The 13,941-nt window shown below is 43.3% G+C and carries 13 protein-coding genes; 10 read left to right on the top strand and 3 right to left on the bottom strand.

Translation table 11 applies throughout. The features are described from left to right. Positions 1 to 145 precede the first annotated feature (145 nt). A complete protein-coding gene (gene atpD / locus ACOOE0_RS03775; RefSeq protein WP_420401141.1) occupies positions 146 to 1,654 on the top strand; it encodes a F0F1 ATP synthase subunit beta in 1,509 nt (502 codons plus the stop codon). 77 nt (positions 1,655 to 1,731) lie between these two features. Then, a complete protein-coding gene (locus ACOOE0_RS03770; RefSeq protein ID WP_420401140.1) occupies positions 1,732 to 2,010 on the top strand; it encodes a F0F1 ATP synthase subunit epsilon in 279 nt (92 codons plus the stop codon). A 50-nt stretch (positions 2,011 to 2,060) separates the two neighbouring features. On the opposite strand, the gene ACOOE0_RS03765 is transcribed toward ACOOE0_RS03770, so the two are convergent. Together ACOOE0_RS03765 and ACOOE0_RS03760 are read right to left on the bottom strand one after the other, a co-directional pair. After that, complete coding sequence (locus ACOOE0_RS03765; RefSeq protein WP_420401139.1) at positions 2,061 to 2,594, bottom strand: GNAT family N-acetyltransferase; 534 nt, start codon at positions 2,592 to 2,594, stop codon at positions 2,061 to 2,063. Then, on the bottom strand, positions 2,595 to 4,385 hold the full coding sequence (locus ACOOE0_RS03760; protein ID WP_420401138.1) for a M61 family metallopeptidase: 1,791 nt from the start codon (positions 4,383 to 4,385) through the stop codon (positions 2,595 to 2,597). Positions 4,386 to 4,448: 63 nt separating this feature from the next. Between ACOOE0_RS03760 and ACOOE0_RS03755 the strand changes: the two genes are divergently transcribed. Genes ACOOE0_RS03755 through bioD form a run of 3 tightly spaced genes read left to right on the top strand, consistent with a single transcriptional unit; the run spans position 4,449 to position 6,606 of the window. Beyond that, positions 4,449 to 5,612: an aminotransferase class I/II-fold pyridoxal phosphate-dependent enzyme gene (locus ACOOE0_RS03755; RefSeq protein ID WP_420401137.1), complete on the top strand. Its 1,164-nt coding sequence runs from the start codon at positions 4,449 to 4,451 to the stop codon at positions 5,610 to 5,612. Beyond that, positions 5,609 to 5,995, top strand: coding sequence for a DUF2007 domain-containing protein (locus ACOOE0_RS03750; protein WP_420401136.1), 387 nt, complete (start codon positions 5,609 to 5,611; stop codon positions 5,993 to 5,995). The genes ACOOE0_RS03755 and ACOOE0_RS03750 overlap by 4 nt, the downstream gene beginning before the upstream one ends. After that, positions 5,992 to 6,606, top strand: a complete 615-nt coding sequence (bioD, locus tag ACOOE0_RS03745; protein WP_420401135.1) for a dethiobiotin synthase — start codon at positions 5,992 to 5,994, stop codon at positions 6,604 to 6,606. The genes ACOOE0_RS03750 and bioD overlap by 4 nt, the downstream gene beginning before the upstream one ends. Here bioD and ACOOE0_RS03740 read toward each other — a convergent pair. Beyond that, positions 6,598 to 8,082 (bottom strand): ArnT family glycosyltransferase, encoded by a 1,485-nt coding sequence (locus ACOOE0_RS03740; protein WP_420401134.1) that lies wholly within the window; start codon positions 8,080 to 8,082, stop codon positions 6,598 to 6,600. The genes bioD and ACOOE0_RS03740 overlap by 9 nt on opposite strands. A gap of 80 nt (positions 8,083 to 8,162) precedes the next feature. Here ACOOE0_RS03740 and bioA point away from each other — a divergent pair, with 80 nt between their 5' ends. The 5 genes from bioA (at position 8,163) to bioB (ending at position 13,932) form a co-directional block, all read left to right on the top strand. Then, complete coding sequence (bioA, locus tag ACOOE0_RS03735; protein WP_420401133.1) at positions 8,163 to 9,431, top strand: adenosylmethionine--8-amino-7-oxononanoate transaminase; 1,269 nt, start codon at positions 8,163 to 8,165, stop codon at positions 9,429 to 9,431. 13 nt (positions 9,432 to 9,444) lie between these two features. Continuing rightward, complete coding sequence (locus tag ACOOE0_RS03730; protein ID WP_420402195.1) at positions 9,445 to 10,629, top strand: beta-ketoacyl synthase N-terminal-like domain-containing protein; 1,185 nt, start codon at positions 9,445 to 9,447, stop codon at positions 10,627 to 10,629. Positions 10,630 to 10,693: 64 nt separating this feature from the next. Next, positions 10,694 to 11,272 carry a hypothetical protein gene (locus ACOOE0_RS03725; RefSeq protein ID WP_420401132.1) on the top strand — a complete coding sequence of 193 codons (579 nt, stop codon included), beginning with the start codon at positions 10,694 to 10,696 and terminating at the stop codon, positions 11,270 to 11,272. 4 nt (positions 11,273 to 11,276) lie between these two features. Then, positions 11,277 to 12,710 (top strand): flotillin family protein, encoded by a 1,434-nt coding sequence (locus ACOOE0_RS03720; RefSeq protein WP_420401131.1) that lies wholly within the window; start codon positions 11,277 to 11,279, stop codon positions 12,708 to 12,710. Between the two features lie 121 nt (positions 12,711 to 12,831). Continuing rightward, positions 12,832 to 13,932 carry a biotin synthase BioB gene (gene bioB / locus ACOOE0_RS03715; protein WP_420401130.1) on the top strand — a complete coding sequence of 367 codons (1,101 nt, stop codon included), beginning with the start codon at positions 12,832 to 12,834 and terminating at the stop codon, positions 13,930 to 13,932. The last annotated feature ends 9 nt before the right edge of the window (positions 13,933 to 13,941 follow it).

The following is a 13,941-nucleotide window of genomic DNA, read 5'->3' as shown; positions in this document are numbered from 1 at the left end:
GAATAAGGGCACTGCTAAAAACAGTGCCCTTTTTGTTGCTAAAAAAAGCCGTTTTTAAGTTTTTCATTACAATGTAATAGTATATCTTTGCAGCCGGAAAAAAAGCAGTTTTTTCCGTCGTATTCAATTAAAAATAAACACAATAATGTCTAAAGTTACAGGTAAGGTTGCCCAAATTATTGGCCCCGTCATTGACGTTGAGTTTGAATCGGGCACAGAGATTCCGAAAATATACGATTCCTTGGAAATCGATAAAGCTGACGGTACCAAGTTGGTGCTTGAGGTGCAGTCGCACATCGGGGAAAATACGGTTCGTACCATTTCCATGGATTCAACAGATGGTTTAAGCCGAGGTGTTGATGCCCATGCTACTGGAAATGCAATCCAAATGCCAATTGGTGAGGATGTGTACGGTAGACTTTTCAATGTAATTGGAGACGCTATTGATGGTTTGGAAAACCTTCCCAAAGAAGGAGACAACGGACTCCCAATTCACAGGGAAGCTCCAAAATTTGAAGATCTTTCCACTTCTACTGAAGTACTTTTTACAGGTATCAAGGTAATTGACTTGATTGAGCCTTATGCCAAAGGTGGTAAGATTGGATTGTTCGGGGGTGCTGGTGTAGGTAAGACCGTATTGATTCAGGAATTAATCAACAACATTGCAAAAGGACACGGTGGTCTTTCTGTATTTGCCGGTGTGGGTGAAAGAACTCGTGAAGGAAACGATTTGCTTCGTGAGATGCTGGAATCCGGAATTATCAAGTACGGTGATGATTTCTTGCACTCCATGGAAGAAGGGGGATGGGATTTATCCAAAGTAGATAAAAAAGCCATGAAGGAGTCCAAGGCAACTTTTGTGTTTGGACAGATGAACGAGCCTCCTGGTGCACGTGCAAGGGTGGCCCTTTCAGGATTGACAATTGCGGAATATTTCCGTGATGGTGCTGGAGATGGACAAGGAAAGGACGTACTTTTCTTCGTAGATAACATTTTCCGTTTTACTCAAGCTGGTTCAGAGGTATCTGCCCTATTGGGTCGTATGCCTTCTGCGGTGGGTTATCAACCTACCTTGGCAACAGAGATGGGTGCCATGCAGGAACGAATTACCTCTACAAAAAGAGGATCTATTACATCGGTACAGGCGGTTTACGTACCTGCGGATGACTTGACGGATCCTGCTCCTGCAACTACCTTTGCCCACTTGGATGCAACTACGGTACTTTCCCGTAAAATTGCTGAGTTGGGTATTTATCCTGCTGTGGATCCATTGGATTCCACTTCCAGGATTTTGACTCCTGAGATTTTAGGAAAAGATCATTACGAATGCGCACAACGTGTTAAGGAGTTGTTGCAACGTTATAAAGAGCTTCAGGATATTATTGCCATCCTTGGTATGGAAGAACTTTCCGAAGAGGATAAATTGGCTGTGGGTAGAGCAAGAAGGGTACAACGTTTCCTTTCCCAACCTTTCCATGTGGCTGAGCAGTTTACAGGTATCCCTGGGGTATTGGTAGACATCAAGGATACTATCAAAGGCTTCAACATGATTATGGATGGTGAGTTGGATCACTTGCCAGAATCGGCCTTCAACCTTAAGGGAAGCATCCAAGATGCCATTGAAGCTGGTGAGAAAATGCTTGCCGAGGCGTAGCCAAGGTGAGTGCTGAGCACAGTCGAAGCATTATTAATTATAAAAGATTCCCGTGAAAACGGGAATGACAATAAAAAATGTATTTAGAAATCGTATCACCAGAAGCCACTTTGTTTGCGGGAGAAGTAACCTCGGTCACTGTTCCTGGTATTAATGGAGAATTTCAAATGTTGCAGAATCACGCGCCCATTGTATCCCTTTTGCAAGAAGGTGATGTGAAAGTACAAGGTGACATTCAGATAGAAGAGGAATTTCAGGGCAAATTTTCAAAAGGAGCCAATGGGGAGACAGTTTTGTCCATTACCAGTGGCACTATTGAAATGAAGGACAACAAGGTTATTGTTTTAGCGGACTAATTTCCCTCTTGAAAAATAATATTGGAAAGGCCACTCTTTGGAGTGGCTTTTTATTTTAATACAATCAATACCCAGTCTTTGCCATTATCTCCTTGATATCGCTTGAGCTCAGTGAATCCGATAGCAAGATGCGCATTTAGGGAACGTTGATTCTTTGCGTCCACCTCGGTAATTATCGTATCCATTCCCATGGGAAGTTTTTCTTTCATGGTTTCATATAACTTCCTAAAAACCCCCTGGCCCCTATGACTTTTAGCAACACAGATTTGCCCCATCACCATAAAGTTTTGACGTCCGCCAATTGCCAGATTTATTTCATGGAACATGGGTTTTAATACCTCGATGCTCTCGGAAAATTTAGGATGCATACAAAGGGCATAGGCTACCACCTTTTCATTGTCCAATGCGATGATGTGCCCACATTCGTCATTCATCTCCTTTAAAACGGAAAAGGAATGTTCCACCGTTAAAAAACCCTCATTTTTCAGTTCATCCGCGGATAGATTTTTGGGAAGGTTCTGCTGCTGGAGTTCAAGAATTTGTTCCAGATGGTCATCGTTGGATGCCTGCGTGTATAGAACCATTTATTCCGTTTTGAGCCAAGATTTTCGGAAGGCCACCATTTCCTCGGAAGGTGTTCCCTCCATATCTTCCATAAGCTTGATGGAATAAGAAGGGCTTGGTGTCAGGACTATGGCCGTAGTTTTTTTAATCCCAAACCGTCTGTAACTTACTTGAAGTGGTTTTTCCAGCTCAAATTGTTCCAGGTAGGCACTGAAATTTTGTACTTCTGCGAAGGGAATGGCATTGATATTTAGTATAACATCCCCTTTGGCCAAACCCGCCTTGTACGCTGGAGACCCAATTGCTGGGTTGCGCCTAATACGTGCTCCATCTTCGCTCATAGAAACAAAGGAGCCAAAATGGGGCTGCTCTCTTTTTTGAGCCAAGTTTACGCCAGCAAGTTGCAGAAGTGTCTTGTAATTGGGCATCCCGCTTTTGTATATAAAGGTATTAAAGAAGCCATCTCCAAACGCTTTTCCCGCATATTGATTGAGGGTTTCATGAAGATCTGTAATGGTATAGGGAATCTCCTTTTTCCCAAACTTCTCCCACACCAATTTCATAAAATCGTCCAAGGTAAACCCGTTTTGTCGCAGTGATAGATCCAAGGCCAAGCCTAAAACACTACCATAGGAATAATAAGAAATAAAGGTGTTTTCGCGGTTAACGGGATCTACGGATGTTGCCGCATCCACAAAGGGAGCTTGATAACTCATCTCTATGGGATTAAAGAACCGCCTTGCCGGGGACGTCCAAACATAATTGAAGGTACCCGTAAGGCCCTCTACATATTCCTTTGGAGAAATTAAGCCAGCTCTACACAAGATCAAATTGGTATAATAACTGGTAAAGCCCTCGGCAAACCAGAGCTCCCCACTCATGTTGGCTTCCTCAAAGTTGAAGGGTTCCAGGCTTTTTGGGCGAATTCGCTCCACATTCCAGGCATGGAAAAATTCATGGGAAACTGTCCCAATATTGCGTACTATTCCACCTTCCGACAAGCTTCGGGTACTGGTGAGAATGGTAGAATTTCTATGCTCCATTCCATCTCCCGAAGCGTTGGGAATATAACAAGCTAAAAAGGTATAGGTTCCATAATCAAAATTGGGAAGTTCCCCATATACCTCCTTTTGCGCCAAAACGGTTTTTTTCACTTTCTCAAAATAGGTGTCAGCCTCCTCCTCGGTTCCGTTGTGATGCAATGCCATTTGTATCGTCTGCCCGTCCAAATCAAAAGATTTAAGTGTAAAATTGCTGATTTCGGTAGGGCTGTCCATAAAGTAGAACAAATTGGGCGCGGAGTAGGTAGTTCCAGAAACCAACGGCAATTGGGTAGCCACTTTCCAACCCAAATCTTTCCGAACATTAAAATTGACTTCAATTTGCCGTTCCTGTAAGGCAGGGGCATACATAAAAGTGGCCGGAATGTTCAAATGGGCGTGTGTTTCGTCTATCTGGGAATAGGTGCCGTCCCCGCGATTCGCGAACAGGATATAGCTTATTTTAATGATGCCATCATGATCAGAGACCATCCATTCATACGGATTTGGCCGCGTCACGACCAACGGATTTCCCTTGCCATCGCTCGCCTTAAAATCGTATACATTTTTAGCAAATTCATGAAGTGCGTATCGCCCCGGAGATGTACGGCTCATCCGCAACGCAAGGGTGTCGGTTTTTATAGCGGGAAAAGTAGCTGTAATTAAAGCTTCGTGATGTACAGCATTTTCAAAAGAAATGGAATAGGAATTGGTTTGACCCAGTAAGGGTAAAACCGCAAGTAGGGAAATTAGGGAAAAAAGTAGCCTCATTTGATTGCTATTAGAAAGCAACTAATTTAATCATTTAAAGAGAGTAAACACTAAATTTGGGGCATGGGGAAACTGCCATCAAAATTGGAATCCAAACTTGCGGAACGTTCGGCAAATCAGTCCGTGAGAAACTTGCCCAAGGAGACGGATAGGGTTGATTTTTCCTCCAATGATTACCTCGGTTTTACTCGGGAAAGGAAGATAAGTGATATGACTCGGGAGCTACTTCAGAAGAATGGGGAACCGAGGCACGGAGCTAGCGGCTCCAGATTGCTTTCAGGGAATCACGCACAATACCCAAAGTTGGAATCTTTTTTGGCTAAACACCACCAAGCAGATGCAGCTTTGGTCTTTAATTCGGGATACGATGCCAACCTTGGACTGTTTTCATCAGTTCCCCAACGTGGTGATGTGGTTTTTTATGACGAACTGATACATGCCAGCATTCGGGATGGAATCAAAATGGGGAATGCGAAGAGCTATAAGTTTGCCCATAAGGATATTCAAGATTTACAAAGCAAGGTTGAAATGTCACTTCGAGCGCAGTCGAGAAATCTTGAAACCGAAATTTACATCGTCACCGAATCTGTTTTTTCAATGGATGGAGATTCACCAGACCTGAAGGCACTGGTTCAATTTTCCAAAGAATACAATGCACATCTTATTGTTGATGAAGCCCACGCAACAGGGATTTATGGCGATGGAAGGGATTTGGTTTGCGAACAGGGACTTCAGGACGAGATTTTTGCAAGGGTGATCACTTTTGGAAAGGCCATGGGTTCTCATGGTGCTGCTATTTTGGGCAGTCGGGATTTGAAATCTTATTTGGTAAATTTTGCTCGAAGCTTGATTTACACTACGGCACTTTCACCACATTCCGTAGCAGGAATTATGGCATCTTATCAATTTTTGGAGGTTGAAGGGATGGGCCAGGTTCAAAAATTGAAGAAAAATATCAAGTATTTTAAAGAGCTGATTCGTCAAGAGGGGTTGGAAGGAGATTTTGTTGAAAGCGATTCCGCGGTGCATTGTCTCATTGTTTCTGGAAACCAACAGGCTAAGTCCATGGCGGGTCATTTGCAAAAATCTGGTTTTGATGTCAAACCCATTCTTTCACCAACCGTCAAGTTGGGAGAGGAACGGCTGAGATTCTGTTTGCATGCCTTCAATACCGAAGCGGAAATGAGTAGGGTTTTAGGTGAAATCAAAAATTACAGGAGCCGATGAAACAAGAGTTTTTTACTTTGGGAAGCTTTGAATTTCCAGCAGATGTCCAAATTATCAAGGGTAAGCTGGAAGCTGAGGGCATTCAGGTGTTTTTGAGGGATGAAAATACCATAAATTCCGATCCTTTGATCAGCAGCGCCATAGGAGGGGTTAAGCTGCAGGTGTATACCACGGATATGGAAAGGGCCAAACGCATATTTGATGAAGTGCGAAACTATGCCACTGATATGGGGGGCAAACCCATTGTTTGTCCAAACTGCAAGGCGGAACGATCGGAAATTTATTATTCGAGAAGCAGTATTTTTTACAAACTTTTCCCCTTCTTTGAGCCCAAGAAATACAGATGTACAAGCTGCAATTTTATTACAAAACCTGAATCATGAGCTATTTTATTACCGGGATATCCACCGAAGTGGGTAAGACCGTTGCTTCGGCCATTGTGGTGGAAGCCTTGGAGGCCGATTACTGGAAACCTGTACAGGCTGGAGATTTAGAATATTCCGACAGTCATAAAATCCAAGAATTGATTTCCAATTCCAAGACCAAGATTCATCAGAATAGTTATGCGTTGCAGACTCCCATGAGTCCACATGCCGCTGCAGAAATTGATGGGATTCATATAGAATTGGATAAGATGATACCCCCTAAAACTCAAAACAGACTGGTGGTTGAAGGTGCAGGAGGATTGTTGGTTCCTCTAAATGAAAAGGATACCATTTTTGATTTGATTCAACCCGAGGACAAGGTGATTGTGGTCTCCCGCCATTACTTGGGGAGTATTAATCATTCCCTTTTAACCATTGAAAAACTCCAGGAAAAAAATCTTAGGATTGGAATCATTTTTAGTGGGGATGAGCATCCCACTACCGAAAGCATAATACTTAAGAAAACAGGGATCACTTTCCTAGGAAGAATTAATGAAGAACAGGGATTTAATAAGGAAATGGTAAGCAAATATGCCGCTAAATTCAAGCAAGCCCTGGAATCATTCTAACCGCTGATAGATCAATCCACGGTCAATAGTTTTCACCAGTTTATAATGCTGGGCTAGATAGACATCTATATAGGCGTTGAATTCCAATAGTTTTTTGTCAAAAATGGTTTCACGCTTTCTTGTCACCAAGGTTTTCGGCTTGATTTCCTCCATGATATAACGAAGTTCTTCCATGCCTGTTGTTCTTGGGTTGTCCATAAATGGAAAGAGCTTGTCCCTGGTTATATTGCTAGGGTGGGTCGCAGCTTTGGTCGGTGGAGTTTCCCCCAAAACCCAATACCCAATATGATATTCCGTAAAGAAGATGTTCTTGGTCTCTAGCTGGTTTTCAATGATATAGTTGGGGACGTCTATTCCCTCTCCATTAAAAAAGGAACCCTTTTCCATTTTATTGTTGACAACATTGGCGTACTCCAAATAGGCCTCCATCGGAATCAGTACAAGCAGAACACCTACGACCATTTGGAGATTTTTTTTCAGAGGGGGCAATTTACTCACAGCAATGGCCACCAGAATAAGTAAAAAGGGATACAGCTGTATTAGATAATGACCATTGACCTTCCCCGTTTGCATAAATGAAATAAGGACGCCTAAAATAACCAGCAGCAATACCTGGATTTCCTTGGATTTTATATCGATAAGCCTTTTGCCAATACCCAAACCAAGTAAGAGAAGGGTGCCCAAAACCACTGGTAGTGCTTTAGCTATGGAATGAAATTTAGATTGCGAATAGGCCAAAGGAGCTTCAAAAATAGACCCCCACCATGTAGTCAGTTCCCCTTGAAGATAATAAGGAACAGCAGTTAAGGTTACCAATAAACCAAATCCGATACCCATCCAGATTAGATGTTGCAAATCTTTCCAGAAATGTTGCCCCTTAAACGCGGCCCACAGCAAGTAGATACCAAGGGCCAGTATGGGATAGGCCATATTCAGTTTGGACATTACCGAAATTCCAAGGAGAAGCCCTATAACCAAATGCCACCCTAGTCCATTCTTGGCAAGCAGTAAATAAAGAGCCATTACCAAGAACAGCGTGCATATATGCTCGGACATAACGCCTTGTAAACTACCAAAAAGACTCAGGAAGAAGACGGTAAACATGGCGCACCAAAAGCCCACTTTCTTGGTGGTTATTCGTGTTGCCATACCATAGGTGAAAAGTGCGGTAAGTGCAACCAATAGCGTTCCAAACAAGCGGATGGCAATAAAACTCTTCCCAAATACAGCAATAACCCCAGCAAAAAATAAAAAGGTAATCGGAGGTTTTAAATCCCACAGCTGGGTATAGGGTAAATGTCCATCTACCCAGGATTGCGCCATGATAATAAATGTGCTCTCATCCCGATCTACATAGTCCCTAAAAAAAAAGGGAAATCGAATAAATAAGGCAACCAAAAACAACACAAAAAATACCGTTTTCCAGTCTAATCTGCTGTTTAGGGAATCAAGAAATCCAATAGCTTTCTTAAGCACGGTGTGGTTGGTGTTTTTTAGGTTTTAATTACCATCTTTGCAAGATATATAAATTGAATCGTTTGACTAATCCCACAACATTGGAAAAGTTATCGGATCGGGACAAAAAGCATCTTTGGCACCCACTTACACAGCATAAGACCCATTCGGAAATGTTGGCCATTTCCAAAGCCAAAGGCGTGTTACTTTTTGATGAGGAAGGAAAGGAATATATAGACGGCATTTCCTCCTGGTATACTTGTATGTATGGCCACTGTCATCCCTATATTCTGGAAAAGGTGGGGAACCAGATGCAGCAGTTGGATCAAGTGGTTTTTAGTGGGTTTACCCATGAACCAGCGGTGAAACTTTCAGAAGAACTGATCAAAATATTGCCTGCCAACCAAGAAAAACTCTTTTTCTCGGATAATGGATCCACGGCTACGGAAATTGGGATTAAAATGGCATTGCAATACCACTTTAACCGAGGCGAAAAACGCAATGTCCTGTTGGCCTTTGAGGAAGGGTTCCATGGGGATACGTTTGGGGCGATGTCCGTTTCAGGCTTATCTGTGTACAATGGACCATTTGAGGATTTCTTTATAGAAGTGGATCGCATTCCCGTTCCAACGCAAGACAACATCGAACCTTTATTGGCAGAGTTGGAAAGCAAACTGAAAAACAACACTATTGCTGGATTTATTTATGAGCCCCTGGTTCAAGGTGCCGCAGCAATGAAAATCCACGATGCTGACGGACTTGACCGAGTATTGGCACTTTTAAAGAATCATGGGGTGCTCACTGTTGCGGATGAGGTTATGACTGGATTTGGTAAAACGGGGAAACACTTTGCTTCGGACTATTTGGAAACCAAACCGGATATCATCTGCTTGTCCAAAGCGTTGACCGCGGGGCTTGTTCCCATGGGATTGACTACCTGTACCCAAGAAGTGTATCAAGCTTTTTATAGTGATGATATAACCAAGGGCCTCTTCCATGGTCATACGTATACGGCAAACCCATTGGCCTGTACTGCTGCCCTGGCGGCTGTTGAGCTATTGCAAACCGAGGAAATTCAGGAAAACATCCAAAACATTATCCAGTGGCATAAAGCATTTGATGCGGAGATTAAAGACCATCCAAAGGTCGCCCAAACCAGACAGCTTGGAGTAATTTATGCGTTGGATTTGGATATTCAGATGGAGCGCTATGGCAATCTAAGAGACAAATTGTTCAAACATTTTATGGATGAAGGTGTTTTTCTTAGGCCTTTGGGGAATACGATATACATCCTCGCGCCTTATGTAATATCAGAGATTCAAATGAACAAGATTTACCATACGATAAAATCAGCTTTGGAAATTGTATAGTCAATCAAAAATGTTGGAACAACCCATTTCCATAACCGCCCTATCTTCCATTTCTGCATTGGGGAGCTCCATGCCAGAAGTCTGGAATTCTTATCAAAAAGGGAATCATAAGCTAACCCACGCTTATATTGGTGACCAAGAAGTTTGGGCCTCTTATCTTCCCGAATCTTTGAAAGCTGAGGTTTCCGCCCTTAAGCAATCCGATTCCAAATACGAACAGCTGGACGATTCTGTGCTTTTTGCACTTTTGGCGGCCAGAAGGGTCATTGAACAATCAGGTTGGGATGCTACTGCCAATTTTGGGGTGAACATTGGGTCATCTCGAGGTGCGACCGGCTTGTTTGAAAAGTACCATGAGGCATACTTGAAAGACGGGAAATCCTCCACCTTGTCTTCCCCGACCACTACTTTGGGAAATATTTCGTCCTGGGTAGCCCATGACTTAAAATCAAAAGGACCGGCTATATCCCATTCCATAACCTGCTCAACGGCCTTACATGCAGTTTTAAATGCGGTGGCTTGGCTACAGAGTGGCTTGACCGACAAATTCTTGGTGGGTGGCAGCGAGGCACCACTGACCCCTTTTACCATTGCCCAGATGCAGGCCTTAAAAATATATTCAAAAATGTCACCTCGAGCGCAGTCGAGAGGAGCCCGAAAAATACAATACCCTTCTTGTGCCATGGATTTGGAGAAGAAACATAATTCCATGGTCTTGGGAGAAGGCGCGGCCATGGCTTGTTTGGAAAGAGGAAAACAAGCAAATGCCATGGGCTACATTATTGGGATCGGGTATGCCACCGAACCCTTAGAGCATAACGTTTCCATTTCCACTGATGCCCAGTGTTTTCAGGATTCCATGAAAATGGCCTTGGGCAATCTAGATTCATCCGAAGTGGATGCCATTGTGATGCATGCACCCGGTACCGTAAAGGGAGATTTGTCAGAATATAAGGCCATAGAAAAAGTTTTTTGTAACAAAATTCCATTTTTGGCAACCAATAAATGGAAAGTAGGTCACACCTTTGGTGCATCAGGACTTTTAAGCGTTGAGTTGGCCCTGCTCATGTTACAGCACCAAACCTACATTACCACTCCTTTTTTTAGTCAAGAACCGAGGTCGAAAGCCATCAAAAATGTGATGGTAAATGCCGTAGGCTTTGGAGGGAATGCCGTGTCTATTTTACTTTCCAAATAAGACGTTTTTTATTACACAAAAGTCTTATCTTTTTAATCAAAATAACAACCTAAAACTATTGATTATGGAAGAATGGTTTACCGCGCTCACCCTTTTTGAAAAAGTCTATTGGATAACTGCACTTGCAGGTTCGGTAGTACTGCTCATCTTAATGATTTTGACCTTTGTAGGTGGGGATATTGATGATGTTAGTGGTGATATAGATGCAGATATTGATGGTGATGGTGGTATCGGGTTTCAATTCCTTTCCTTTAAAAATCTTGTGGGCTTTTTTACCATTTTTGGTTGGTCTGGAATCTCTTGCATTGAAAATGGACTTTCAACAGGCACAACCATTATTATTTCCGTGGTTTGTGGTTTGCTTATGATGTTGCTCATGGCTTCCCTGTTTTATTACCTCAGCAAGATGCAGAGCAGTGGAACCTTAAAATTGAAAAATGCTCTAAATCAAATTGGGGAAGTTTACTTGACCATAGGTGCCAATCGCTCAAGTATTGGCAAAGTGAGCATAAATGTGCAGGGAACCTTGCGCGAATTACAAGCCTTGACAGATGAGGACATGGACCTGACCCAAGGTAATGTGGTCCAAGTAAAAGAAGTTACCGATAACGGAATATTGATTGTTAAACTCCTAAATAAATAACCATATGCTATTATTACCCTTACAGCTGGGCGGAGGAGCTTCGCTCTTAGGCATTGGCTTTGCCATTTTATTCGCCTTTATTATTATCATTTCTTTTATCCGGAGGTACAAAAGGTGTCCTTCTGACCGAATTTTGGTGGTCTATGGAAAGGTTGGATCTGGCAATTCAGCCAAATGTATCCATGGTGGCGCAGCCTTTATCTGGCCCGTGATTCAGGACTACGAATTTTTGGATCTGACCCCAATTTCAATTGAAGTTGACCTTACCAACGCCCTGAGTAGACAAAATATTAGGGTTAACGTGCCTTCCAGATTTACTATTGGTATATCTACCGAGCCTGGAATTATGCAGAATGCTGCTGAACGACTTTTGGGCTTGGGCATGCAGGAAGTCCAGGATTTGGCCAAGGAAATCATTTTTGGTCAACTCCGTCTGGTTGTGGCTTCCATGGATATTGAGGAAATCAACTCGGATAGGGATAAGTTCTTGTCCAATATTTCTCAAAGTGTGGAGTCTGAGTTGAAGAAAGTTGGTCTGAAATTGATTAATGTAAACATCACTGATATCGTAGACGAATCTGGCTATATTGAAGCCCTTGGAAAAGAGGCTGCAGCACATGCCATCAATGCCGCAAGAAAGTCCGTTGCTGAAAAGAATAGGGATGGTTCCATTGGAGAGGCCAATGCCCTGCAGGACGAACGAACCCAAGTTGCCGCGGCCAATGCAAAAGCTGTGGAAGGAGAAAACGTAGCTAAGATTGACGTGGCCAACTCGGATTCTTTGCGTAGACAAAGAGAGGCTGAAGCTGAACGTACTGCTATCGCAGCAGAAAAAGTGCAGGCGGCCAAAGCTTTGGAAGAATCCTATGCTGCTGAAAAAGATGCTGAAATGGCGCGGGCAGAAAGGGAGCGTAGTTCCCAGGTAGCCGATATTGTGGTTCCTGCAGAAATAGATAAGCGTAAAGTTGAGATTGATGCGGAAGCTGAGGCGGAAATGATTCGAAGAAAAGCCAAAGGTGAGGCGGATGCAATTCTCTTTAAAGCAGAAGCGGAAGCAAAAGGAATTTTTGAAGTATTGACCAAGCAAGCCGAAGGGCTGGACCAAATTGTTAAAGCTGCTGGTAATAACCCTAAAGACGCTGTGCTGCTTTTGATTGCCGATAAGCTACCTGAACTGGTGGAGAAACAAGCCGAAGCCATCAAAAACATCAAAATTGATAAGGTTACGGTTTGGGATTCTGGAGGCAAGACCGAAGACGGTAAGAATTCCACGGCCAACTTTATTTCGGGAATGTACAAATCGGTTCCGCCCTTACAGGAAATGTTCAACATGGCAGGGATGCAATTGCCTGAATATTTGAAAGGAAAAGAGATTCCTGAAACCAACGCAGACAAAGCTGCCGGCAATAAGCCCAAGGATAATAAAAAATCAGAATAACAACTTGATTTTTTGAAGAATGAGGTCATGACTTTTGTCATGGCCTTTTTGTTTTTAACGCCATATCATTGTACGTTTAAAGGAATAAGGGCTATTTTTGACCCTGAATTATACTCAACCCATGATTGCACCAAGACACGACTGGACCAAGGAAGAGATTCTTAACGTGTACAACAAACCCCTTATGGAATTGTTGTACGACGCAGCTACCATCCACAGACAACATCATGATCCAAATACCGTACAGGTTTCTACCCTATTATCAATCAAGACGGGTGGATGTCCTGAGGATTGCGGGTATTGCCCACAGGCCGCCAGATATCATACCGATATTGAAGGGAACGATTTGATGAGTGTGCAACAAGTAAAGGCCCAGGCACTTCGTGCCAAGCAAGCTGGAAGCTCCAGGGTTTGCATGGGTGCGGCTTGGAGAAACGTAAAGGATGGCCCCGAGTTTGACCAGGTTTTGGAAATGGTGCGAACCATCAACAAACTGGATATGGAAGTGTGCTGTACTTTGGGTATGTTGACGGAAAATCAGGCCAAAAGATTGGCCGAGGCTGGACTGTATGCCTACAACCACAATCTGGATACTTCAGAGGACTACTATAAGGATGTAATTTCCACTAGGGCTTTCCAAGACCGTTTGGATACCATAGACAACGTGCGCAAAAGCAATGTAACAGTCTGTAGCGGTGGAATTATTGGCATGGGCGAAGCCTTGGAAGATCGGGCCGGGATGCTTGTGGCTTTGGCTTCATTGAATCCGCAACCGGAATCTGTTCCAATCAATGCCTTGGTTGCAGTGGAAGGAACGCCAATGGAAGATATTGAGCCTATTTCCATTTGGGAAATGATTCGCATGGTAGCTACCACCCGAATTGTAATGCCCGAGACTCAAGTTCGTTTGTCCGCAGGGCGAACCGATATGACTAGGGAAGGACAGGCCATGTGCTTTTTTGCAGGAGCCAACTCTATTTTTGCAGGAGATAAATTGCTTACCACACCTAATCCCGACGTGAACGAGGATATGGAAATGTTCAAGCTTTTGGGTTTGAATCCGCAGAAACCCTTTACCAAAATTTCCCAACCCAAAACCGTGGAAGCCGAGGATTCCCAGTTTGAGTCCAAAGGTGAAAAACCCAAGTGGACTCGCCCAGGACATACCATTGAGCGCAACGAAGTTGCAAAAGAGAAAGGGAAGCTAATTACCAAGGAATAGGACTACAAA

Origin of the sequence: Flagellimonas sp., assembly GCF_965215805.1 — a bacterium.
In the GTDB taxonomy this organism is placed as follows: Bacteria; Bacteroidota; Bacteroidia; order Flavobacteriales; family Flavobacteriaceae; genus Flagellimonas.
Note: the sequence above shows the minus strand (reverse complement) of the source record. Positions and strands in the feature narration are given on the sequence as shown.